Below are 22504 nucleotides of genomic sequence, written 5' to 3' on the forward strand. Positions count from 1 at the left end.
CGCTACGACACCGCTTGGGGGACCGGCGTCGATGCCGATTCCGCTGCAAAGGCGCGGAGGATCGCCGCGACGTCGGCGGGCCGTTCTTCATGCGCCAGATGCCCCAGGTCCGGCAGGACCTGCACGTGACAGGCGGGCATCCGTTTCGCCGCCTGCTCGACCGACGCCAGCGGGATCGCCGCATCCGCCCCGCCGTGGAGCAGTAGCGCTGGCACGGTCATCCGGGGCAAGTCGCGCGCGAACGTGTCGAGATCCCACGCGGCCATCATCGTCAGCGCTCCCTCGACGTGATCCGACGTCGCGAAGAGCCGACGGTACAAGGTGACCCCAACGGGATCGATCCGCGACCCCGTCGCGCGCTGGAGATAGGCCGCCGCATCCCCCGGTCCGCGGGCGAGCCCCGCGACCAGATGCGGTACGAAGGGGTTGACGAACAGCATCCGGGCGAAGGTCGGGAACAGCTTCGCGGCCAGCCCCGGAAACGGCATCAGCGCCGGGTTGAGGCCGACGACGGCGTTCGGCGCGACGATGCCATCCAGCACCATCCGGAACGCGATCGCGGCACCGGCGGAATGCCCAACGACGAGATCGGGCGCAGCCCCGAGCACCCGGAGCAAGTCGCCGACGCTCCGCGCCATTGCGGGCATCGCCAGACCACCGGTCGGACGCCCGGTCGTGAAGCCGTGCCCCGGCAAATCGGGGGCAATCACCGTGAAGTCCGCCGCGAGCAAGGGGGCAAGCGCCCGCCAGCTGTGCGTTGCCGCGCCCGTACCGTGTAGCAGCAGCACTACCGGCGCAGTGCCTAATTCTGCGCCGAGGACCTGCACGTGCCAGCGGATCCGCCCGGTATCGACGAAACGGCTCGCCGCGCGGTTGGGCCAGTCGCGCCCCTCGTCCGACCAGGTCACACGACTCATGCTGCCTGTACCGCCGCGATCGCGCGGTGCATCGCCGCGGCATCGGCGCGCGGCAACGGCAGGTAGCGCGCGCCCATCGCCAGCGCGAGCCGTGCGCCCTCAGGCCGCGGACGGGCGGCGGTATCGATGAACACCGCCCCGATCCGCGCCTGCCCGATCGAGCGCGCCGCCAGCTCGGCTTCCTGCTCGGCGCGCGCGCGGACCGCGCTGCCGTCGAGCGCGATGTTCGCGCGACCATCGGTGAGGACGACGAGAAACGGCGTCCGTCCCCGCCCGCGCGCCGCTTCCGCCAGCGCGCGCGCGGCATCGAGGCCGGCGGCCAGTGGCGTTCCTCCGCCCCCGGGCAAGTCCGCCAATACGCGCCGGGCACGCGTCAGCGAGCGCGTCGGCGGAAGCAACACCTCCGCCGCAGTCCCGCGAAACGCGATCAGCGCGACCTGCGCGCGTTTCACATAGGCCTGGGCGAGCAACAGTTCGACCGCGCCCTTGGCTTCCGCCAGTCGCGCGGCAGCCGCCGATCCCGATGCATCGACCGCGAAGATCGTCAGCGTTTCCGCGCGCGCCTCGAACCGGCGAATGCGCAAATCGTCCCGGCGGATACGGATCGGGCCGTCCCCCCGATCGCGCAGCGCCTGCCACGGCGCAGCGGCGCGAAGCGTATCGATCAGACTGAGCCGCAATCCGCCGCGCGGCACCCCTGCGCGCGCACTCAACGGCCGTCCGCGCACGGCGGACTTGCGCCGTTCCCCCGCGCCCCGCGACCGAGTGCTCCCGCGCGGTCCCCGTCCGAGCGCAAGGCGTTCGAGCACGTCGCGCGGAAGCGTCGCCAGCGCGGCGGCGAGGATCACATCCTCGGGAAGCTCGGATCCGGTCTGCTCCCCCTCGCCCTCGTTGTTTTCGGGCGGCGGCGGTGGTGGGGCGGTGGTCCTGTCGGGCTCGGACGTCGGTGGAAGCCGGGTCGCGCGCGAGCCAAGGACGAGGCGCACCGCGAGCAGCACGTCATCGCTGTCGATCGTCGAACGCCCGGCCAATGCTGCGGCGGCGCGAGCCGCCCGGAGCGCGAATACCGGTGCGCGCGCCGACTCGACGCCAAGCGCCAGCGCGGTCGCGGCGAGGATCGTGACGGGGTCGATCGCGGAAGAGTCGTCTTCCGTGCCGCTTGTCGAAACAGGCGGGTGCGCCGCCATGCGCTGTTCCGCGAGCGTGCCCGGGACAGCGGCATCCGGGAGTCTGCATTCGGAAAGATCGATCCGAAACGCCAACCGCTCGACCAGCGCGGGCGGTGGTGCTTCTTCCTCGACGCCGTCGTCGAGCGCGATCACCGCAAGCCGTACGGGTGCGCCATCCACCGCCCCCGCATCGAGCACCGCCGCGATCTGCGCCGCCGTCGCCCCACTCATACGCTCCGCCATCGGTAGCACGACCACGCCACCGTCCGCAGCAGCCAACACGCCGGGTTGCCGCACCGGTCGGCCAAGCGCGAGCGTTGCGGTGAGATCGAGCCCGCCGACCAGTCCGTCGCTATCGACATGCGCAGGGATTCGCCGCAGCGGGGCGTTGTCCGGAAGCGCCGCGTGCAGGGCCGCGACCACCTCGTCGCGCAGATCTCCGCCGCCCCGCAGGATGATTCCGCCCAGCCCGACCGAATCGATTGCACATAAACGTGCTGCCATCAGCGCATCGTCCAGCGCCGAAGGCTCGGCGATCATGCCGCCGCCAGGTCTTCCAGCGCGCGTTCGATACGGACGGTCGATCCGGTTTCGTCGAGCACCCCACGCCGCAATCGATGCCGCAGCGCGAGCGGCGCGACCCGTGCGATGTGATCCGCCGCGACCGACCCTGCGCCTTCCAGCGCCGCGAGTGCGCGGCTCGCGCGCATCAGCGTCAGCTCGCCGCGCAGCCCGTCCGCCCCAACCGCCATACACAATTGAGCCGCACGGGCGAGCATCGCGTCTGGCACTGCCACCGCGGACACGGCTGCGCGTCCGCGCGCGATCCGCTTCACCGTCTTCTTTTCGGAACTGTGCCAGCTTTCGGCAAAGGCTTCGGGGGTTCGCTCGAACGCGTCGCACCGCTTCAGGATCTCAACTCGGCTTGCCAGGTCCTGCGGGGTCCGCACCTCGACCGACAGGCCGAAGCGGTCGAGCAATTGCGGACGCAGTTCGCCTTCTTCGGGGTTGCCGCTGCCGACCAGCACGAAGCGTGCGGGATGCCGTACCGACAGCCCTTCCCGCTCGACGACATTCTCGCCCGAGGCTGCAACGTCGAGCAGCAGGTCGACGATATGGTCCTCGAGCAGATTGACCTCGTCGATATACAGGAACCCGCCATTTGCGCGCGCCAGCAGACCAGGCTCGAACGCTTTCACGCCAGCCCCCAGCGCACGCTCGAGATCGAGCGCGCCGACGACCCGGTCCTCGGTGGCGCCCAAGGGCAGATCGACGAAGGGGACCGGTACGGTGGCCTTCGCCGGCGGCGGTACTGCGCCCTCCGGATGGAACCCCGCGAGCGCGGCGGACATCGGCGGAAGTAGCGCCGCCAGCGCCCGCACTGCGGTCGACTTGCCCGTCCCGCGATCCCCGAACACCATCACGCCGCCGATCCGCGGATCGACCGCGGCGATCAGCAGCGCGAGCTTCATCTCGTCCTGACCGACGATCGCCGAAAAGGGAAAGGCCTTGCCCATACGCTTGGTGTATCACACACTTGACACCGGGCAAGTGGACACTGGTGTTTCGGGGCGCGATGCTTCAAGGAATTTACGATGAATCCGCTCTATGTCTCCGGCGCCTGTGCGATCGTGCTTCTCGTAGCCGGCGGTCTCGCAACGCCGATCGGCGCTTGGTACCGCGATTTGCGCAAGCCGAGCTGGCAGCCCCCCAATTGGCTGTTCGGTCCGGCATGGACGATTCTGCTGGGCCTCGCGGCCTGGTCGGCGGCGATCGCGTGGACTGCGGCTCCGGATGCGGCGGGGCGCACCACGGTGGTCATCCTGTTCGCGGTCAACGCGCTGTTCCATTTCCTGTGGAGCCCGCTGTTCTTCGCGCTTCGCCGTCCCGATTGGGCCCTCATCGAGGTCGTGTTCCTGTGGGGGTCGCTCGTCGCGCTCCTCGTTGGCCTTGCGCCGATCTCAGGCTTTGCCGCGCTGCTGATCGTGCCCTATTTCCTGTGGGTCAGCTTCGCTGCGGTGCTCAACTGGGCGATCGTGCGCCTCAACGCGCCGTTCGGACAAGCGGATCGGGCACCGCGCGCCCAGTCCTAGACTGCGCCGCCGCCATCCGCGCGAACTGGTCGATCGCGGCGACCCGCTCGACGATGTCGGCGCGGTAGGGCGCGCCCGCCGGCGTCACCGCCAGCGCATACGCCCAGAAGGGACGCGCCGCGGTCAGATCGCCCGCGTCGACATACGCCATTCCGAGAAAGAACGCCGGCCCCGGCGTGCCGGGCGCAAGCGCCACCGCTCGGCTGAACGCGAATTTTGCGGCGGGCGACACCGCGCGATCGTGCAAGGCCAGGACATAGCCGAGTTCGGTCCACAACGCCGAATCACGCGGACGTTGCGCGAGATCCTGCAACAGCCCCTGCGCGGCGGCGTGCGTATCCCCCGTCTCGAGCCGTCCATCCGCACTGGCGAGCGCGAGCGCGTCCGGCGATTGCGGCGCGAACACCGCCGTCCGGAACGCCACCATTCCGGGATCCACCGCAATCGGTACGCTGGCGGCGCGGACCGGGATCCCCGGCTGGTGCCGAACTGCCTGCACCGCAAACCCGGTCGCCCCGACCATCAGCGTAGCGCCGACCAGCATCGCGAGCGACCGCGCGATTCCCAGCGACCACAGCAGACCCGCGGTCGCCGCCCCCATCAATGCCAGCATCACCATGTTCATAGCATCACGCCCCGCACGGTTGCCGTGCCGATGCGCTCCACCCCGACCAACCGATCCGCCATATCGGCCAGGGCAGGACATTTCGACACCGGTACGGGATACGCTTCCTTCGATCCGAGCGCCACAATTTCAAAGGAGCGGCAGATCGGCAGCGCAAACAGATCGACCGCGACCGACCCGGCTCGCTATGACCGGCGCAGGAGGAGCCCATTGTGACCAAGCCATTCAACCCCGGGACGCCGCAATGATCACGCTGATTCTGGCGCGCGCCACGAATGGCGTGATCGGTCGGGACGGCGCGCTGCCGTGGCACATTCCCGCCGACCTCAAACGCTTCAAAGCGCTGACTATGGGCAAACCCATGATCATGGGGCGGAAAACCTTCGACAGTTTCCCCGCGCCGCTGCCGGGGCGGCGCCATATCGTGCTGACCCGCGACCGGGACTGGCGCGCCGACGGGGCGGAACCGGTCTACGACGTGGACGCCGCACTCGCTTGCGCCGGCGACGAAGCGGTTGCGGTGATCGGGGGCGCCGAGGTGTTCGCGCTGTTCGAACCGCTCGCCGACAAGCTTGAACTCACCGAAGTCCATGCCTCGCCCGTAGGCGACGTGACCGTCCCGCGCTTCGTCGGTTGGCAGGAAACCGCGCGGGAAGACCATTCCGCGACCGAATCGCAACCGGCGTACAGCTTTGTAACCTCCGCAAGACTTTGAAACGCGGCGCGGGGTTGTCGCCACCGTTACCAGACCGCATACCGACGGCGTGACCGGACGTGGCATCGCGGATGCCGCATAAAAGTCCTGCATGATGGAGAGCGGTGCCGATGCGCAAAGTCCTGGGGGCGGTGGCCGGCATCGTCGCGCTTGCGGCAATCCTGTTCTTCATGCTCGCGCCCGGCATGGTCGAGCGCAGCATGAACGTCGTGGCACCGCTGCCCTTACCGATCTCGCCGCGCGCCGCGGCGCTGCACGCGCGGTTGCAGGTCGCCGACATGCATGCCGACAGCCTGCTGTGGAACCGCGACCTGCTGACGGAGTCGCGGCAGGGACAGGTCGACGTCCCCCGACTGCTGAAAGGCAATGTCGCGCTGCAAGTGTTCTCGTCGGTCACGAAGACACCGAAACGGCAGAATTACGACTCGAACCCGGCCAACAGCGACACCATAACCGCGCTCGCCATCGCCCAATTGCAGCCACCGCGCACGTGGGGATCGCTGCTGCAACGCTCGCTATGGCATGCCAGCAAGCTCGATCGTTTTGCCGCCGCCTCGAACGGACGCTTGCGCGTGATCCGGTCCGCCGCGCAGTTCGACCGCCTGCTCGCCGATCGAGTCGAAGGCGCCAAGGTCGTCGGCGCGATGCTGTCGATCGAGGGGTTGCAGGACCTCGAAGGTCAGCTTTCCAATCTCGACGTCCTGCACGGCGCCGGGTTTCGGATGGCGGGGCTTGCGCATTTCTTCGACAATGATGTCGCGGGATCGATGCACGGGGAGCGCAAGGCAGGTCTCACGCCGCTCGGACGACAGGTGGTGCGGCGGATGGAAGCGCTGGGGATGATCGTCGATATCGCCCATTCCAGTCACGCGACGATCGCCGACGTGCTCGCGCTGGCCCGCCGCCCCGTGGTCGCGAGCCACGGCGGCGTCCAAGCGACGTGCCGGATCAATCGCAACCTGACCGACGCGGAAATCCGCGGCGTCGCCCGGACCGGTGGCGTCGTCGGAATCGGCTATTGGGACGGCGCGATCTGCTCGACGCAGCCGGATGCGGCTGCGGCGGCGATCGCCCACGTGCGCGATCTCGTCGGAGTGGATCATGTCGGCCTCGGCTCCGATTTCGACGGCGCGGTCACCACGGCGTTCGATTCGGCGCACGTTGCCGCGATCACGCAAGCGCTGCTCGATCGCGGGTTCAGCGGTGCCGAGATCGGCAAGGTGATGGGGGGCAATGTGCTCCGCGTGATCCGCGCTGGGATCGTTCCGAACAAACCTGCCTAGCGCAGCCGCTTCGCCGTGCTTATAGGCCGCATTCATGGAGCGGCTCGACGGCAGCTCGGCGGTTCCGGAGCGCTTGCGCGGCGGGATCATCGCGCTCGGCAATTTCGATGGATTTCACCTGGGGCATCAGGCCGTGGTCGGCCGTGCCGTTGCGCGCGCGCGCGCCGAGGGACGTCCGGCGTTGGTCGGGACGTTCGATCCACACCCGATCCGCCATTTCGTGCCCGACAGTGCTCCGTTCCGGCTCAGCACGCTCGATCAACGCCAACGCCTATTCGCGGAAGCCGGAGCAAACGCGATGGTGGTGTTCCACTTCGACACCGCGCTCGCCGCGCTGGGGGCCGAGGCGTTCGTAGAGCAGTTGCTGATCGACCAGATCGGGATCGCCGGCGCGGTTACGGGCGAAGACTTCACCTTCGGCAAGGGCCGCAGCGGATCGGTCGCAATGTTGGCGGAGATTGGCGCGACGCGTGGTTTCTCGGTCGATACGGTGGCGCCGGTGATGCTCGACGATACACCGGTTTCGTCGAGCCGCATTCGCACCTTGCTTCAGCAGGGCGATCCGCGCGGCGCCGCGCGCCTGCTCACGCGCCCGTTTGCGATCGAAGGTACCGTCCAGCATGGCGACAAACTCGGGCGGACGATCGGCTACCCGACGGCCAATCTCGACATGGGGCAGTATGTCCGGCCGGCCTACGGCATCTATGCAGTGCGCGGACGTCTGGCGGACGGGCGGATGGTGGACGGTGCGGCGAACCTTGGCATCCGCCCAAGCTTCGATCCGCCGAAGGAATTGCTCGAGCCGTTCTTCTTCGACTTTTCGGGCGATCTGTACGGTCAGGTAATCGAGGTTGCGCTGATCGAATATCTCCGCCCAGAGGCGAAGTTCGACACGCTGGAAGCGCTCACCACGCAGATGGACGCCGACTGTCTGCGCGCGCGAGACCTGCTCTCGGCCTGACGTTAACCAGGTAACGCCAAGACTTCGTTCGATATTCTCAAGTACTCCCCGCATTTTCCGACACACTGCGCGTAGCTGAACGGCAGGTTGTTTCAGGTTCATGCAACGTTGCTAGAACAGCGATCGTTCTTGCTGTGGAATTGATCCAAGCACGGTGTAACTGGGAGAAACTTTCATGCGTACGTTCTTGATGGCGCTCAGCGCCGCTTCGCTCGCCATCCCCGCAACCATGGCGTTCCCGACCGCGGAAGCGAGTGCGCGCGATCATCATCGCCGCTATGCGCCGCGCGTCTATGAGGGGCGCGACGGTCGCCGCTATTGCCGCCATTCGGACGGCACGACCGGCCTGCTCATCGGCGGCGTCGGCGGAGCGTTGCTCGGCAACCAGATCGCCGGTCGCGGCGACAAGACGCTGGGCACCGTCCTCGGCGGCGTGGCAGGGGCGTTCGGTGGCCGCGCGATCGACCGCGCCAGCACGGCGAGCCGTCGCTGCAACTAACAGCCGTCACATCCGCACCCTATATCCAGCGCGGGCCCCAACGGGCCCGCGTTTTTTATGCGCCAAGGAGAATGACGATGACCACACGCAGCGGATCGGCCAAATATGACGGCCTCGGCAAGGCCGGCAAGGGCCATGTCTCGACTCAGTCGGGCGTTCTTTCGGACACGCAATATGGCTTCAACAGCCGCTTCGAGGACGGTGCCGGCACCAACCCCGAGGAACTGATCGCAGCCGCGCACGCAAGCTGCTTTACGATGGCGCTTAGCTTTGCACTCGCGAAGGCCGGTTTCACCGACGGCAAGCTCGAGACGACCGCCAAGGTTACGCTCGACAAGGACGGCGATGGTTTCACCATCACCAAGTCCGCGCTCGACCTCAAGGCGACGGTCGACGGGATCGACCCCGCCAAGTTCGAAGAGATCGCAGCGGGCGCAAAGGCGAATTGCCCGGTTTCCAAAGTGCTGAATGCCGAGATTACATTAACCCATTCGCTTAACGCTTAATTTTATCTGACAAGAGTGTGAACGAACGGTAGTTTTCGGTTCACGCAACTTAGCGGCGGGGGATGAGTTCTCTATCCTGATCCACGACATGGATTTGGTTCAAGGAGCTCATCCCAATGCGTACGTTCATTCTGGCAGCGGCAATCGCAGCGAGCACGCTCACCGCGATTCCCGCAGTCGCCCAGAACAATCCCAACCGCGAATATCGCGAGGACGTCCGCGACGCCCGCCAGGAGTACCGTCGCGACATCCGCAACGCCGACTCGCGCGATGACGTCCGCGACGCCCGCCAGGATTATCGTCGCGACGTGCGCGACGCTCGGCGCGACCGCAATCGTGATTGGCGCCAGTATCGCAACTACGATTACAATCGTTTCGAGAATGGCCAGCGCGCGTATTACGCGGAAAATTACTATCGCAACGGCCAATACTACCAGCCGCGCCGCCTGACTCGCAACGACCGTATCTATCGCGGTCGCGACAATCGCTATTATTGCCGCCGTGGTGACGGCACCACCGGTCTGATTATCGGCGGTCTTGCTGGCGGTGCGCTCGGCAACACGATCGCAGGTGGCGGTTCGCGTCTGCTTGGGACATTGATCGGCGGCGGCGCGGGTGCGCTGCTTGGCCAGTCGGTCGACCGCGGGAAGGTCGTCTGCCGCTAAGGTAATCGACAGGATGAAGAGGCCCGGCGTGCAGACGCCGGGCCCTTTTTCTTGTTCGGCGTTACAGCAATCCGCCGCCGAGCATCAGCCGGATCGCCGCGACGATCAGCACGAAGATATTGAAGTTCCGCCCGCTCCTGTGTCCCGACAGCATGCCGAGCGCAGCGCCAACGACCGCGATCGGAATCGCAAGGTAATTGGCGAGGCCAAAAAACGGCACAAGCCCGACGAGTGCCACCGGCAGGGCTACAAGGCCGACCAGAACTGAAACGATGTTGAAGATCATACCCATGACGCGAACATGACGTCGGGGGCGAGCTTATGCAAGGTGCGGCCCCTAAGGCCACGTGGATCCACGGCGATCCGGCGGTCGTCAACGTGCGTCGCACGACGTTTCCGCAGGCCGGGGTGACGACGGCTTCATTCCGCGCTAACGCAGCCGCAATGTATCAGCTTTTCCTCGTTATGGCGGGCGGTGCCGTGGGCACTGCAGCGCGCTATCTCGTCGGGCGTGGCGCCGTCGCCGCGTTCGGCCCGGTCTTTCCTTTCGGCACGCTTGCGGTCAACCTGATCGGCGGGTTCGCGATGGGTGTGCTGATGGGCATGCTTGCGCGTGTCGGTGGCAACGAGAATACACGGCTGCTGCTCGGCGTCGGGGTACTCGGCGGCTTTACAACCTTCTCTTCATTCTCGCTTGAGGTCGTGACGATGGTCGAGCGCGATGCGTGGATGACCGCGCTCGGCTATGTCCTTGCGTCGGTCCTCGGCGCGGTGCTGGCGCTGTTCGCCGGCCTCTGGCTTACCCGGATCGCAGCATGACCACGAAAACTCCCGACAAACCCAGCAAAGCCACCAGCGACGTCCGCCAGTTCAGCGTCGGTGTCGACGATGACGGAATTAGGCTCGACCGCTGGTTCAAGCGGCATCTGCCCGACACGAGCTACACCACCGTCGCCAAATGGGCGCGCACCGGGCAGCTCCGCGTCGATGGCGCGCGCGCCAAGCCGGGCGACCATGTCGTCGCCGGCCAGGCGATCCGCGTGCCCCCGGCCGAGCCGGTCCGCGTCGACGCGCCGCAAAAGCGCGAGCGTCCGCCGCTGAGCGACGACGAGATCACCTTCGCGCAGGAAATGGTGATCCACCGCGATGCGCAGGCGATCGTGCTCAACAAGCCACCCGGCCTCGCGACGCAGGGCGGGACCAAGACGATCGAGCATGTCGACGGTCTGCTCGATGCGTTGCAGGACGACATGGAGGGCCGCCCCAAGCTGGTCCACCGGCTCGACAAGGATACGAGCGGCGCGTTGCTGATCGCGCGGACCGCGCGCGCGGCGGCGTATTTCTCCAAGTCCTTCTCGTCACGCACGGCGCGCAAGACCTATTGGGCGCTGGTCGTCGGCGTGCCGTCGATCGAGGACGGGATGATCGAACTGCCGATCGCCAAGCAGCCCGGCACCGGCGGCGAGAAGATGCACGTCGACGAGAAGGAAGGCAGCCCCGCGCGCACGCGCTACCGCGTGATCGAGATGGCGGGGACGACCACTGCGTGGCTAGAGCTGATCCCGCATACCGGGCGTACGCACCAGTTGCGCGTCCATCTTGCGGCGATCGGGCATCCGATCGTCGGCGACGGCAAATATGGCGGGCAGGCCGCGTTTCTGACCGGCAACATCTCGCGCAAGATGCATCTGCACTCGCGCCGGATCCGGATCGACCATCCCGATGGCGGTGCGATCGACGTCCAGGCCGAATTGCCGACGCATTTTTCCGAGAGCCTCAAGCAGCTCGGGTTCGACGAGATGCTCGGCAACATGATGCCGCTCGAATCGCCCCCGCCGCCCAGCCGCGAGGTCAAGAAGCAGCAAGCGCGCCAGCACGCCAAGACCTACCGCAAGGATCGCAAGGGCGAGCGGCGGCGGCGCGGTTCGGCGACGTGATCGGCATCCGCCTTCCTGCGCATGCGTTAGGCTGATGCATCCCGATCCGGCCTTTCGCTGGGAAGACCGCAACGCGATGCGCGCGCTGGTGCGCGAACTCGGCTTTGGCGCTTTGTTCGTCGCGACGCCCGATGGCCCACGCGTGGCGCATGTCCCGGTGGTGTGGAACGACGACACAACGCTCGCTTTCCACGTCTCGCGCGGCAACGGGATCGCGCGGCATCTCGACGGCGCGACTGGCGTATTCGTGGTGCAGGGCCCGGACGGTTATGTCAGCCCCGACTGGTACGGGCTCGGCCCCGACCAGGTGCCGACGTGGAATTACGTCGCGGTCGAGCTGGAGGGCCGGATCGCGCGGCTTGATCATGACGGGCTGGTCGAGCAGGTCGACTGCGTCTCGGCGCTGCAGGAGGAACGGCTCGCGCCCAAGACGCCGTGGACCCGCGACAAGATGGATGCCGCGCTGTTCGAGCGGATGACGCGCGGAATCCTCGGGTTCACGCTCACCGTCCAGGCGTGGCGGGGCACGCTGAAGCTCGGGCAGAACAAGCCCGAAGCGGCGCGGCTCGCGGCGGCGGATGGCGTCGAAGCGGCGGGGCGACGCGGGATCGCACATTGGATGCGGAACGTATGACGCCCGCACGCAACACCCAGCCCGATCGCCAGCACGACGAGACCCCGGCCTGCGCCGCGGAACGGAGCATCGTATGACAGCCATCCCTTCTCCCGCCCGCCTCGCTTTGTTCGATTGCGACGGCACGCTGGTCGACAGTCAGGACAATATCTGTCGCTCGGTCGAGGAAGCGTTCACCGGGGCAAATCTGATCGCGCCCGATCGCGGCGCAATCCGTCGAATCGTCGGCCTCAGCCTCGTTGAGGCAATGGAGAGGCTGTTGCCCGAAGGCGACTCCGCGCTGCACCGCACATTGGCGGACGACTACAAAGCGGCGTTCTTCAAGATGCGGACCTCGGGCGCGATGAGCGCCGAACCGCTGTACGACGGCATCCTCGACGTGCTCGACCATCTTGCGGCGGACGGCTGGAAACTCGGCGTTGCGACCGGCAAATCCGACCGGGGCCTTGCGCATATCCTGGCACATCACGGGATCGCTGCGCATTTCATCACGCTCCAGACCGCCGACCGTCACCCTTCAAAACCACATCCCTCGATGATCGAGACCGCAATGGCGGATGCGGGCGCGGTGCCGGAAACGACCGTGATGATCGGCGACACCAGCTACGACATGTTGATGGCACGCGCGGCGGGGACGCGCGCGCTGGGTGTAGCGTGGGGCTATCACCCCGCCGACGAACTGACCGAAGCGGGCGCGCATGCGATAGCAGAGACGGTCGCCGCGCTTCCCCGATTGATGGAACACCGATGAACGACCCGGATACTACCGCGCGCAACCGCTATTTCGCGATGGTCGGCGCGCGCCTGCTGGGCGTGGCCGGCGCGCTGCTCGGGCTGGTCCTGATCGCGCGCGCCGACGCGACTGTCCCCAAGGCGATCGGTACCGCGCTGGTGATTTCCGCGCTGCTGCTGATCGCGATCGTCCCGCGCGCGCTGGCACGGCGCTGGCGGACCCCGCCGCAGCCATGAAGCGCTTTTGGAAACACGTCGCGGTCGATGCCGAGCGCGGGATCCGGCTCGACGAGCGCCCGCTGCGGACGCCGGGGCGCGTGCCGCTCGTGCTGCCGACCGCGGCGCTGGCGGAGGCGGTTGCCGACGAATGGCGTGCGGTGGAGGATGGCCAGGAGATCGACCCGCGCGCGATGCCGCTGACGGGCCTCGGCAATGCCGCGATCGACCGGGTCGGCGCGGACCAGGCGCTGTTTGCGGCGGGTCTCGCGCATTATGGCGAGAGCGATCTGCTCTGTTACCGGGCGGATTCGCCCGAGGACCTGGTCGCGCGGCAGGCGGCGGCGTGGGATCCGCTGCTCGACTGGGCGCGGGCGCGCTACGATGCGCATATCGAAGTCGCGACCGGAATCCTTCACCGCGCCCAGCCTGCTGTGACGCTCGCCCGGCTGGGGGACGCGATCGCAGCGCGCGATGCGTTCACGCTGGCAGCGCTGTCGCCGGTGGTGACGATCGGCGGCTCGCTGATCGCTGCGCTCGCTTTGGTCGAGCGTGCGGCAACGGCGGAACAGGTGTGGGACGCGGTGACGCTCGACGAAGAGTATCAGGCGGAACGCTGGGGCCGCGACCCGCTCGCCGAGGCGGGCATTGCCGCACGGCGGCGTGATTTCGGCGGCGGCGTGCGGATGCTGGAGTTGCTGGGGGACTGATTTCTAGGCATAGGCCTCGCCCCAACCGCTCCTTATTTCTCCGGCAACCGCCGGATGAATCCGATCATTCCGCGCTGGCGCGACCGCTTCAGCCGTTCTGCGGTCAAAATCGTCTGGACGCACTCGTAACAGTCGTCGAGATCGTCGTTGACCAGCACATAATCATAGCCGTCCCAATGGCTCACTTCGGCAAGCGCGCGATCCATGCGGCGGTCGATGACCTCCTGCGAATCGGTTGCGCGCTTCTCGAGCCGGTCGCGCAGCGTCTTCAACCCCGGCGGCAGGATGAAAACGCGTACCACATCGCCGCCCGCGAGCTGGAACAATTGCTGCGCACCCTGCCAGTCGATGTCGAACAGAATGTCCTGCCCGTGCTCCAAATCCTTGAAGACGGTGTCCCGCGGCGTGCCGTAGCGTTCGTCGAACACACGCGCCCATTCGAGGAACTGGTCGTCCTCCGCCATGTGACGGAAGGTTTCCTTGTCGACGAAATGATAATCGCGTCCCTCGACTTCGCCCTTTCGCATCGGGCGAGTCGTGTAGGACACCGACATCTTGAGCTTGTTACGCTCTTCCTTGAGCAGGCGATTGGCGATCGTCGATTTGCCCGCGCCAGAAGGCGAGGACAGGACGAACATCAATCCACGGCGTTTGAAGCTTTTGGGCTGCGAAGAGCGATGGTCGGGCATGCCCGCTAGTGGCGCGCACGCCGGAAGGCGTCAACCCATCCGGCGCTCAGCGGCGTACGGGTTCGTCCGTGCCAAACACTTCGTCCTTGAGCTTGCCGATGCCGCGCAGGACGAACCAGCCGGTCGCGAAGGTCAGCGCGAGTGGGATCACCGCGGTGATCACCTTGGCCGCGATCGCGCCGCCGATCGCGCCGTCGAGGTTGCTGTCTTCGCCGTCGGAACCGTCGATTGCCGCGCCGATGGCTGCGCCGATAAGGGTCGTTACGCTCATGATGATCTCCTGTGTCGGGAGCGGTAGCGTTCGGGCGCGGCGTTGGTTCCGTCTGCGTCAGACCATGGTTTCGGGCCGCACCAGCCGGTCGAACGTTGCATCGTCCACCAATCCGAGTGCATGCCCCGCCTCGCGCAGCGTCAGGCCCTCGTGGTGCGCATACTTGGCGATCTTGGCGGCTTTATCGTAACCGATCTCAGGGGCGAGCGCGGTGACAAGCATCAGCGAGCGATCGACCAGCTCGGCGATTCGCGTCTCGTCGGGTTCGATCCCCTCGACGCAGCGTGTCGCGAAGCTCTCCATCGCGACCGCGAGCAGATCAATCGAGCGGAGCAGCGCCGCGCCGAGCATCGGCTTGAACACATTGAGTTCGAGATGCCCCTGCAAGCCCCCGATCGTGATCGCCTGATGATTGCCGATCACTTGCGCCGCAACCATCGTCAGCATCTCGCACTGGGTCGGATTGACCTTTCCCGGCATGATCGAGCTGCCCGGCTCGTTCTCGGGAAGATGCAGTTCGCCCAGCCCCGAACGCGGGCCCGAGCCTAAAAGGCGAATATCGTTGGCGATCTTGGTGAGTGCGACCGCCAGCGTGTTGAGTGTCCCCGACAGCTGGACGATCGGATCGTTCGACGCGAGCGCCTCGAACGCATTCTCCGCCGGATGGAACGGCAGGCCGGTGATCTCAGAGATGACCAGACAGATGTCGCGCGCGAAGCCCTTTGGCGCATTGAGCCCGGTGCCGACTGCGGTCCCGCCTTGGGCGAGACGGTTGGTGCCGTGCGTGACAGCGGGTTCGATCCGGCGTCGGCAGCGGTATAACTGATTGGCGTAGGCCGAGAATTCCTGACCCAAGGTGATCGGCGTGGCGTCTTGCAGATGCGTTCGGCCGATCTTGACGATCCCGCTCCACGCAGCCGCCTTCTGCTCCAAAGCGGTCTGCAGCCGATCCAGCGCCGGAAACAGCCGCTCAACCACGCCGATCGAGGCGGCGATGTGGAGCGCTGTCGGGAAACTGTCGTTCGAGGACTGGCTTTTGTTGACGTGATCGTTCGGATGGACCGGCGTTTTGCCGCCACGTGCGCCGGTTATGCGCTCATTTGCGCGGCCTGCGATCACTTCGTTGACGTTCATGTTGGTCTGCGTGCCCGAGCCCGTCTGCCAGATCACCAGCGGAAACTGGTCGTCGAGCTTGCCCGCCGCGAGTTCCGCCGCCGCCGAATCGATCGCTTCGGCGATCGCAGCGTCGAGGCCGTGTGCGCGGTTCACCCGCGCGGCGGCCTGTTTCACGATCGCCAGCGCGTGGACGATCGCGAGCGGCATCCGCTCGGTCGCCGGGAAGGGAAAGTTTTCAGTCGAGCGCTGCGTCTGCGCGCCCCAATAGGCGCTTGCCGGAACCTCTACGGGGCCGAGCGAATCGGTTTCGGTACGGGTGTCGGTCATCGCCAGTCTCCACTGCCCCCGCGCCCGTCAGCGGGGACCGGAGGGCTTATTTCTTGCGCTTGAAATCGACCGCGACGACGTTCGATCCATCCTCGATCGGAGTCGCGGTGGGGCCGTCATTCTCGGCTTCGTCGTGCGGTTCGGGGCCCTCGGAACCTTCCGCCGCCTGGAACCGCAGTTCGAAATTGACCGCAGGATCGCTAAACCCGGTGATCGCCGAATAGGGAATGACCAGTTTCGACGGAACCTGGTTGAAGCTCAGCCCGACCGAGAACTTGGTGTCATCGACCAGCAGATCCCAATAGCGGTTCTGCATGACGATCGTCATCTCGTCGGGAAAACGCTCCATCAACCGAGTCGGGATGTCCACGCCGGGGGCCTGGGTCTTGAAGGTGATGTAGAAATGATGCTCCCCCGGCAATCCGCCGCTTTCGGCAACCGAGCCGAGCACGCGGCCGACGACTGCGCGCAGTGCCTCCTGCACGATATCGTCGTAGGGAATCAGGCTATCGGGAAGACCATCGCTCATGCGCCCTTGGGTAGCGCCCTTTGGTCCCCGGTCAAGATTGCACGGGTGCAAAGAAGCGTTATGGGAAGGCCATGCGCACCGCCACCATCAGCCGCCGTACCAGCGAAACCTCGATCGACGTCACCGTCAACCTCGACGGGACCGGTCGTTACACCGTCTCGACCGGGGTCGGTTTCTTTGACCACATGCTCGAGCAGCTCTCGCGCCATTCGCTGATCGATATGGACATCAAGACGGTGGGCGATCTGCATATCGACCAGCATCATACAGTCGAGGACACCGGCCTCGCGATCGGCGAGGCTGTCCTGAAGGCATTGGGCGAGAAGCGCGGGATCCGGCGGTATGCCGATGCGCTGTCGCCGATGGACGAGACGCTGACGCGCGTGGCGATCGACATCTCGGGGCGGCCGTATCTGGTGTGGAAGACCGAATTCTCGCAGAAGCGGCTGGGGGAGATGGACACCGAAATGTTCGAGCATTTCTTCCACTCTTTCGCGCAGACTGCAGGCGTTACGCTGCACATCGAGACGCTTTATGGCAGCAACAACCACCATATTGCCGAGGCCGCGTTCAAGGGTGTCGCGCGGGCTTTGCGCGAAGCAGTCGAGATCGACCCGCGCAAGGCCGATGCGATCCCGAGCACCAAGGGGACGCTCTGACATGGCCGCTTCGTTTCGCGCCGATGGGCCGCTTTGCCTGATCCTGCTCGACTATGGCCCCTCGCTCGAAGCAGTCGATGCGCAGTTGAAGCACCATGTTGCCTGGCTCGAAAAGGGGTTCGCGGAGGGCGTGTTCCTCATTGCCGGGCGGCAGGATCCGCGCACCGGCGGCGTGATCGTCGCGCGCGGGCGCAAGGCCGAGGCGGAGGCTCTCGCCGCGACCGACCCGTTCGTCACCAGCGGCGTCGCGACCGCGCGAGTCGTCCAGTTCAACGCGAGCTTCGCGCTGCCCGAGATTGCGGCGCTGCTGGCATGACGCTCGCGCTGATCGACTATGGCGCGGGCAACCTCCATTCGGTCGCCAATGCGTTGAAGGCGGCCGGCTGCACCGACATGCTGATCACCGCCGATGCCGACGCCGTGACGAACGCCGACCGGATCGTCCTTCCCGGCGTCGGCGCGTTCGCCGCCTGCGCCACCGCCTTGCGCGCGGTGCCGGGGATGGTCGAGGCGCTCGAGCAACGCGTCCAACGGGATGCGGTGCCGTTCCTCGGGATCTGCGTCGGCATGCAGTTGATGGCGGAAACCGGCGAGGAACACGGCACCCATGCTGGGCTTGGCTGGATCCGCGGGACGGTGCGCCACCTGACCCCCGACGATGCGTCCGCCAAGGTGCCGCACATGGGCTGGAACGACGTGGTGCCCAGCCGCGATCATCCGCTGATCGTGCCAGGCGAAGCGTATTTCCTGCATTCCTACGCCTTCGAAGGCGCCGACGTGATCGCCGGAACGAACCATGCCGGGCCGGTCACCGCGGCGATCGGGCGGGACAATCTGCTCGGCGTCCAGTTCCATCCCGAAAAGAGCCAGCGTTATGGGCTCGATCTTCTCACCCGTTTCTTGAGCTGGAAGCCATGAGCCTTATCGTTTTCCCCGCGATCGACCTCAAGGGCGGCCAGGTCGTCCGCCTTGCCGAGGGCGATATGGACCGTGCGACCGTCTATGGCGATGATCCCGCCGCGCAGGCGATGCTGTTCGCCGAGGCTGGCGCGGAGCATCTGCACGTGGTCGATCTCGACGGCGCGTTCGCGGGGGAATCGGTCAATGGCGATGCGGTGCGGGCGATCGTTTCGCAATTTCCGGGGCATGTGCAGCTGGGTGGCGGGATTCGCGACCGTGCGGGGATCGAACGCTGGTTCGATCTCGGCGTTTCGCGCGTGGTGATCGGCACCGCGGCGCTCGAGAATCCGGAGCTGGTGCGCGACGCTGCGCGCGATTTTCCGGGCGGGATCGTCGTTGCGGTCGATGCGCGAGACGGGTTCGTGGCGACCAAGGGGTGGGCGGATGTCTCGACGGTCGAGGTGATCGACATGGCGCGGCGGTTCGAGGATGCGGGCGTGGCGGCGCTGCTGTTCACCGACGTTGGTCGGGATGGGATGCTCAAGGGGTGCAACGTGGATGCGACGGTCGATCTGGCGCGGAGCGTGCGGATCCCGGTGATCGCCAGCGGCGGGGTCAAGGGGATTGCCGAGATCCATGTGCTCGCGCTGCATAACCGCGATGGGGTTGAGGGCGTGATTACCGGGCGGGCGCTGTATGACGGGCGGCTGGATCTGGCGGCGGCGCTTGCCGTGGCGAAGGCGGCGTGAGGGGCGCCGCAGGGAATTTCCCCCTCCCCTTCAGGGGAGGGGTTAGGGGTGGGGCTGTGCCTTGTAGAGAGATCGGCGCGCTGGACGGCCCCACCCCAACCCCTCCCCTAAAGGGGAGGGGCTTTCGATGACCGTCCGTGCACGCGTCATTCCCTGTCTCGATGTCGCCAACGGGCGCGTCGTCAAGGGCGTCAACTTCGTCGAACTGCGCGATGCGGGCGATCCCGTCGAGCAAGCCCGCGCCTATGATGCGGCGGGGGCGGACGAGCTCTGCTTCCTCGACATCACCGCAAGTCATGAAGCGCGCGGAACGATCCTCGACGTGGTGCGCCGCACCGCCGAAGTGTGCTTCATGCCGCTGACCGTCGGCGGCGGGGTCGGCTCGGTCGCCGATACGCGCGCGCTGCTGCTGGCGGGTGCGGACAAGGTCGCGGTCAACAGCGCCGCGGTCGCACGGCCCGAGCTGGTCGGCGACATGGCGGACCGCTTCGGCAGCCAGTGCGTCGTCGCCTCGGTCGATGCGCGGCGCGTTGCGGACGGTTGGGAAGTTTTCACGCATGGCGGCAGGCGCGCCACCGGGATCGACGCGATCGCGCACGCGCTGCGGCTGGCCGAGCTCGGCGCGGGCGAATTGCTCGTCACCTCGATGGACCGTGACGGGACGCGCGGCGGGTATGATCTGGAGCTGATTCGCACGATTGCCGATCAGGTCCGCGTGCCGGTCGTCGCGAGCGGCGGCGTCGGCGGGCTGGACGATCTGGTCGCGGGGATTGTCGACGGTCACGCCAGCGCAGTGCTGGCGGCGTCGATCTTCCACTTCGGCGAATCGAGCATCGCGGACGCGCATGCTGCGCTGGCGGCGGCGGGGATTCCCGTGCGGCGGCCGGTGGCGTGAGGTTTGCTCATCGCAAAATCTTCCTGATTGGGGCATTTGGGGCAACCCAGGCTTTCGCTGCCCCGCACAGCGGCGTGGCCACCCCGCGCACTGGCCCCGCACTCTCCGACATCGCCTTGTTCGTCGTCGCGGCGATCGGCGTGTTCCTCGTCCGCCGGGCGCTGCGCAAACGCCTCCTGAAGCGACCACCCAAGGATTGACGCGCGCGCCTGGTTGCGCCAGCCCCGACCGCATGGCCGACGACATTCTCGATACGCTCGCCGCGACGATCCTTGCCCGCAAGGATGCCGACCCCGCGACCTCCTACACCGCCAAGCTGTTCGGCAAGGGCCGCAGGAAGATCGCGCAGAAGGTCGGCGAGGAAGCGGTCGAGACCGTGATCGCCGCGCTGACCGAGGACAAGGCCGCATTGGTCGGCGAAGCGACCGACCTCGTCTTCCATCTGCTCGTCCTGCTGGCGGATTGCGACGTGACGCTCGACGACGTCCGCGCCGAGATCGCACGCCGCGAAGGCGTGTCGGGGATCGACGAAAAGGCCGCGCGCAAACCGGATTGAGAGGAAGCCCCATGCCCGTCGACGCCACCCTGCCCTATGACGACCAGAACATCTTCGCCAAGATCCTGCGCGGGGAGATCCCGGCCAAGCGGCTGTATGAGGACGATTTCGCGATCGCCTTCCCCGACATTAACCCGCAATCGCCGACGCATATCCTGGTGATCCCCAAGGGGGCCTATGTGTCATGGGACGATTTCAGCGCGCGCGGCTCTGACGCGGAGATCAGCGGTTTCGTCCGCGCGGTCGGCGCCGTTGCGCGTGACGCGGGGCTGGTCGCGCCGGGGTATCGGCTGCTCGCCAATGCGGGCAAGGATTCGATGCAGGAAGTCCCGCATCTTCACGTGCATATCTTCGCAGGGCGCGGGCTCGGGCCACTGCTCGCGCGCTAAGGGTCTTGCGCGAGGGTAATTTGCGGCTAGGCTCGCGCACAATCATTGCGCGGCGCCAGACCGCGCCCATCCCCAGGGGAAGTCACCGCATGCTATTTGGGCGTATCAAGTCTCTCGACGCCATTCTTGCGACAGCCGAAAAGAAATCGCTGCACCGCTCGCTCGGGTGGTTCCAGCTGACCCTGTTCGGGATCGGCTGCGTCATCGGCACCGGCATCTTCGTGCTGACCGCCGCCGGTGCGCAAAAGGCCGGCCCCGGCCTGATGCTCGCCTTTGCGATCGCCGGCGCGATCTGCATCGTCGCCGCGCTGTGTTATGCCGAAATTGCCGCGATGATCCCGGTTGCCGGGTCCGCCTACACCTACACCTATGCTTCGATGGGCGAATTTCTCGCCTGGACGGTCGGCTGGGCGCTGATCCTGGAATATGCGGTTGCCGCCAGCGCGGTCGCGGTTGGGTGGTCGGGCTATTTCTCGGGCACGATCCTTCAACATACGTTCGGGATCCATTTGCCCCCCTACCTTGCGGCGGGGCCGCTTGCGCTTGGTGGCGCGCCGGGCGGGTTCATCAACTTGCCCGCCGTCGCGATCGCGCTGCTCGTTACCTGGTTGCTCGTGATCGGCACGAGCGAGAGCGCCAAGGTCAATGCGGTGCTGGTGATGATCAAGATCGCCGCGCTGCTGGTGTTCATGTTCCTCACCGTGCCGCGGATCGACCCGGCGCAGTTCAATCCGTTCCTGCCGGCAGGGCTGTTCGGCGGGTTCGGTACGGGCGTCGGCGCGGTCGGTGCGGCGGCGACGATCTTCTTCGCGTACGTCGGGTTCGATTCGGTCTCGACCGCGGCCGAGGAAACCAAGAACCCGCAACGCAACGTCCCGATCGGTCTGATCGGCAGCCTGTTGTTCTGCACCATCTTCTACATCATCGTCGCGGCGGGCGCGATCGGCACGGTCGGCGGCCAGCCGATCATGGGCCCGAACGGGATCCCCTTCCCCACCGGGTCGGAAGAGCTGGCGCGGCAATGCACCCTGCCCGCGTATCGGGACGCGCTGGTCTGCTCGAACGAGGCGCTGGCGCACGTGTTGCGCCAGATCGGCTTCGGCCAGGTCGGCAACATGTTGGGCTATGCCGCCTTCATCGCGCTGCCATCGGTGATTCTGGTGCTGCTGTTCGGCCAGACCCGCATCTTCTTCGTGATGAGCCGTGACGGGCTGCTGCCCGCTGCGTGGAGCAAGGTCCATCCGAAGTGGAAGACCCCGCATATCGTGACGATGATCACGGGCTGCGCGGTCGCGCTGGCGGCGGCGTTCCTGCCGGTGGGGCAGCTGGCCGATTATGCCAATGCCGGGACGCTGTACGCGTTCATGATGGTGGCGATCGCGCTGCTCGTGCTGCGCAAGGTCCAGCCCAACCGCAAGCGCAGCTTCCGCACCCCGTTCGCCTGGGTCGTTGCGCCGCTGACGATCGTCGGTTGCCTGTTCCTGTTCTTCAACCTGCCGCTGGTCGCGATGCTGGTGTTGCCGGGCTGGGGGCTGATCGGGTTGCTGATCTACTTCCTCTACAGCCGCCAGCGCAGCCATGTCGGGCGCGGGCTGGACGATCCGGAGGAAGCAGAGCTGGCGGGGATGCCGCCACCGCGGTAATCTTTGTTATTGCTAGGTATGCAAAAGGCCGGGGAGCGATCCCCGGCCTTTTTGTTGTCTGCCTTATAGCCCCTCCCCTTCGGGGGAGGGGTTGGGGTGGGGCTGTGCCTCGCAGAGAG

At 66.5% G+C, this 22504-nt stretch carries 31 protein-coding genes; 22 read left to right on the top strand and 9 right to left on the bottom strand.

Annotated features, from left to right (window positions below; all coding sequences use genetic code 11):
* Positions 1-2 precede the first annotated feature (2 nt).
* The 3 genes from bchO to ABIC16_RS16740 are packed head-to-tail and all read right to left on the bottom strand — an operon-like array spanning position 3 to position 3603.
* Entirely contained in the window at positions 3-917 is a 915-nt protein-coding gene (gene bchO, locus ABIC16_RS16730) for an alpha/beta fold hydrolase BchO (RefSeq protein WP_354291925.1), read from the bottom strand.
* Positions 914-2626 (bottom strand): magnesium chelatase subunit D, encoded by a 1713-nt coding sequence (locus tag ABIC16_RS16735; protein ID WP_354291926.1) that lies wholly within the window; start codon positions 2624-2626, stop codon positions 914-916. The genes bchO and ABIC16_RS16735 overlap by 4 nt, the downstream gene beginning before the upstream one ends.
* A complete protein-coding gene (locus ABIC16_RS16740) occupies positions 2623-3603 on the bottom strand; it encodes a magnesium chelatase ATPase subunit I (RefSeq protein ID WP_354291927.1) in 981 nt (326 codons plus the stop codon). Before ABIC16_RS16740 ends, ABIC16_RS16735 begins: the two co-directional genes overlap by 4 nt.
* A 78-nt stretch (positions 3604-3681) precedes the next feature.
* On the opposite strand from ABIC16_RS16740, the gene ABIC16_RS16745 reads away from it, so the two are divergent.
* Positions 3682-4179, top strand: a complete 498-nt coding sequence (locus ABIC16_RS16745) for a TspO/MBR family protein (RefSeq protein ID WP_354291928.1) — start codon at positions 3682-3684, stop codon at positions 4177-4179.
* Here ABIC16_RS16745 and ABIC16_RS16750 read toward each other — a convergent pair.
* Positions 4130-4804, bottom strand: a complete 675-nt coding sequence (locus ABIC16_RS16750) for a tetratricopeptide repeat protein (RefSeq protein ID WP_354291929.1) — start codon at positions 4802-4804, stop codon at positions 4130-4132. The genes ABIC16_RS16745 and ABIC16_RS16750 overlap by 50 nt on opposite strands.
* A gap of 244 nt (positions 4805-5048) precedes the next feature.
* Between ABIC16_RS16750 and ABIC16_RS16755 the strand changes: the two genes are divergently transcribed.
* The 6 genes from ABIC16_RS16755 (at position 5049) to ABIC16_RS16780 (ending at position 9433) form a co-directional block, all read left to right on the top strand.
* Complete coding sequence (locus ABIC16_RS16755) at positions 5049-5519, top strand: dihydrofolate reductase (protein WP_354291930.1); 471 nt, start codon at positions 5049-5051, stop codon at positions 5517-5519.
* A 110-nt stretch (positions 5520-5629) separates the two neighbouring features.
* The gene (locus ABIC16_RS16760; protein ID WP_354291931.1) at positions 5630-6802 is read left to right on the top strand and encodes a dipeptidase; all 1173 of its coding nucleotides are present in this window, start codon (positions 5630-5632) and stop codon (positions 6800-6802) included.
* 34 nt (positions 6803-6836) lie between these two features.
* A complete protein-coding gene (locus tag ABIC16_RS16765) occupies positions 6837-7763 on the top strand; it encodes a bifunctional riboflavin kinase/FAD synthetase (RefSeq protein ID WP_354291932.1) in 927 nt (308 codons plus the stop codon).
* Positions 7764-7938: 175 nt separating this feature from the next.
* Positions 7939-8262 (top strand): glycine zipper 2TM domain-containing protein, encoded by a 324-nt coding sequence (locus tag ABIC16_RS16770; protein WP_277967801.1) that lies wholly within the window; start codon positions 7939-7941, stop codon positions 8260-8262.
* 77 nt (positions 8263-8339) lie between these two features.
* Entirely contained in the window at positions 8340-8768 is a 429-nt protein-coding gene (locus ABIC16_RS16775; RefSeq protein ID WP_277967802.1) for an OsmC family protein, read from the top strand.
* Between the two features lie 116 nt (positions 8769-8884).
* Positions 8885-9433, top strand: coding sequence for a glycine zipper 2TM domain-containing protein (locus ABIC16_RS16780; RefSeq protein WP_354291933.1), 549 nt, complete (start codon positions 8885-8887; stop codon positions 9431-9433).
* 61 nt (positions 9434-9494) lie between these two features.
* Here the strand turns inward: ABIC16_RS16780 and ABIC16_RS16785 are convergent, their stop codons facing one another.
* Positions 9495-9719: a hypothetical protein gene (locus ABIC16_RS16785; protein ID WP_502958357.1), complete on the bottom strand. Its 225-nt coding sequence runs from the start codon at positions 9717-9719 to the stop codon at positions 9495-9497.
* Between the two features lie 158 nt (positions 9720-9877).
* On the opposite strand from ABIC16_RS16785, the gene crcB reads away from it, so the two are divergent.
* From crcB to ABIC16_RS16815, 6 genes are all read left to right on the top strand, one after another.
* Positions 9878-10252: a fluoride efflux transporter CrcB gene (gene crcB, locus ABIC16_RS16790; RefSeq protein WP_354291935.1), complete on the top strand. Its 375-nt coding sequence runs from the start codon at positions 9878-9880 to the stop codon at positions 10250-10252.
* Complete coding sequence (locus ABIC16_RS16795) at positions 10249-11370, top strand: RluA family pseudouridine synthase (RefSeq protein WP_354291936.1); 1122 nt, start codon at positions 10249-10251, stop codon at positions 11368-11370. Before crcB ends, ABIC16_RS16795 begins: the two co-directional genes overlap by 4 nt.
* 34 nt (positions 11371-11404) lie before the next feature.
* Complete coding sequence (locus tag ABIC16_RS16800; protein ID WP_354291937.1) at positions 11405-12004, top strand: FMN-binding negative transcriptional regulator; 600 nt, start codon at positions 11405-11407, stop codon at positions 12002-12004.
* 73 nt (positions 12005-12077) lie between these two features.
* Positions 12078-12755, top strand: coding sequence for an HAD-IA family hydrolase (locus tag ABIC16_RS16805; RefSeq protein ID WP_277967807.1), 678 nt, complete (start codon positions 12078-12080; stop codon positions 12753-12755).
* Positions 12752-12973, top strand: coding sequence for a hypothetical protein (locus ABIC16_RS16810; protein WP_354291938.1), 222 nt, complete (start codon positions 12752-12754; stop codon positions 12971-12973). Before ABIC16_RS16805 ends, ABIC16_RS16810 begins: the two co-directional genes overlap by 4 nt.
* A complete protein-coding gene (locus ABIC16_RS16815) occupies positions 12970-13662 on the top strand; it encodes an ATP12 family chaperone protein (protein WP_354291939.1) in 693 nt (230 codons plus the stop codon). Before ABIC16_RS16810 ends, ABIC16_RS16815 begins: the two co-directional genes overlap by 4 nt.
* Positions 13663-13694: 32 nt before the next feature.
* On the opposite strand, the gene gmk is transcribed toward ABIC16_RS16815, so the two are convergent.
* From gmk to ABIC16_RS16835, 4 genes are read right to left on the bottom strand one after another with little or no spacing between them, the layout of a single operon-like run.
* Positions 13695-14351: a guanylate kinase gene (gene gmk, locus ABIC16_RS16820; protein ID WP_277967810.1), complete on the bottom strand. Its 657-nt coding sequence runs from the start codon at positions 14349-14351 to the stop codon at positions 13695-13697.
* 46 nt (positions 14352-14397) lie between these two features.
* A complete protein-coding gene (locus tag ABIC16_RS16825) occupies positions 14398-14622 on the bottom strand; it encodes a hypothetical protein (RefSeq protein WP_277967811.1) in 225 nt (74 codons plus the stop codon).
* 57 nt (positions 14623-14679) lie between these two features.
* A complete protein-coding gene (gene fumC / locus ABIC16_RS16830; RefSeq protein WP_354291940.1) occupies positions 14680-16065 on the bottom strand; it encodes a class II fumarate hydratase in 1386 nt (461 codons plus the stop codon).
* 46 nt (positions 16066-16111) lie between these two features.
* Positions 16112-16594 carry an SspB family protein gene (locus ABIC16_RS16835; RefSeq protein ID WP_354291941.1) on the bottom strand — a complete coding sequence of 161 codons (483 nt, stop codon included), beginning with the start codon at positions 16592-16594 and terminating at the stop codon, positions 16112-16114.
* A gap of 71 nt (positions 16595-16665) precedes the next feature.
* On the opposite strand from ABIC16_RS16835, the gene hisB reads away from it, so the two are divergent.
* The 9 genes from hisB (at position 16666) to ABIC16_RS16880 (ending at position 22385) form a co-directional block, all read left to right on the top strand.
* Positions 16666-17253: an imidazoleglycerol-phosphate dehydratase HisB gene (gene hisB / locus ABIC16_RS16840; RefSeq protein ID WP_354291942.1), complete on the top strand. Its 588-nt coding sequence runs from the start codon at positions 16666-16668 to the stop codon at positions 17251-17253.
* A gap of 1 nt (position 17254) precedes the next feature.
* Positions 17255-17569 (top strand): YciI family protein, encoded by a 315-nt coding sequence (locus ABIC16_RS16845; RefSeq protein ID WP_354291943.1) that lies wholly within the window; start codon positions 17255-17257, stop codon positions 17567-17569.
* A complete protein-coding gene (gene hisH, locus ABIC16_RS16850; protein WP_354291944.1) occupies positions 17566-18171 on the top strand; it encodes an imidazole glycerol phosphate synthase subunit HisH in 606 nt (201 codons plus the stop codon). Before ABIC16_RS16845 ends, hisH begins: the two co-directional genes overlap by 4 nt.
* Positions 18168-18902: a 1-(5-phosphoribosyl)-5-[(5-phosphoribosylamino)methylideneamino]imidazole-4-carboxamide isomerase gene (gene hisA, locus ABIC16_RS16855; RefSeq protein WP_354291945.1), complete on the top strand. Its 735-nt coding sequence runs from the start codon at positions 18168-18170 to the stop codon at positions 18900-18902. Before hisH ends, hisA begins: the two co-directional genes overlap by 4 nt.
* Before the next feature lie 127 nt (positions 18903-19029).
* Positions 19030-19797 (top strand): imidazole glycerol phosphate synthase subunit HisF, encoded by a 768-nt coding sequence (hisF, locus tag ABIC16_RS16860; RefSeq protein ID WP_354291946.1) that lies wholly within the window; start codon positions 19030-19032, stop codon positions 19795-19797.
* A 74-nt stretch (positions 19798-19871) separates the two neighbouring features.
* The gene (locus tag ABIC16_RS16865) at positions 19872-19997 is read left to right on the top strand and encodes a hypothetical protein (RefSeq protein ID WP_277967819.1); all 126 of its coding nucleotides are present in this window, start codon (positions 19872-19874) and stop codon (positions 19995-19997) included.
* Positions 19998-20029: 32 nt separating this feature from the next.
* Positions 20030-20353 (top strand): phosphoribosyl-ATP diphosphatase, encoded by a 324-nt coding sequence (locus ABIC16_RS16870; protein WP_277967820.1) that lies wholly within the window; start codon positions 20030-20032, stop codon positions 20351-20353.
* A gap of 11 nt (positions 20354-20364) precedes the next feature.
* Positions 20365-20742, top strand: coding sequence for a histidine triad nucleotide-binding protein (locus tag ABIC16_RS16875; RefSeq protein WP_354291947.1), 378 nt, complete (start codon positions 20365-20367; stop codon positions 20740-20742).
* An 89-nt stretch (positions 20743-20831) separates the two neighbouring features.
* Positions 20832-22385 (top strand): amino acid permease, encoded by a 1554-nt coding sequence (locus tag ABIC16_RS16880; protein WP_354291948.1) that lies wholly within the window; start codon positions 20832-20834, stop codon positions 22383-22385.
* Positions 22386-22504 lie beyond the last annotated feature (119 nt).

It is taken from the genome of Sphingomonas sp. PvP055 (assembly GCF_040546365.1).
In the GTDB taxonomy this organism is placed as follows: Bacteria; Pseudomonadota; Alphaproteobacteria; order Sphingomonadales; family Sphingomonadaceae; genus Sphingomonas; species Sphingomonas echinoides_A.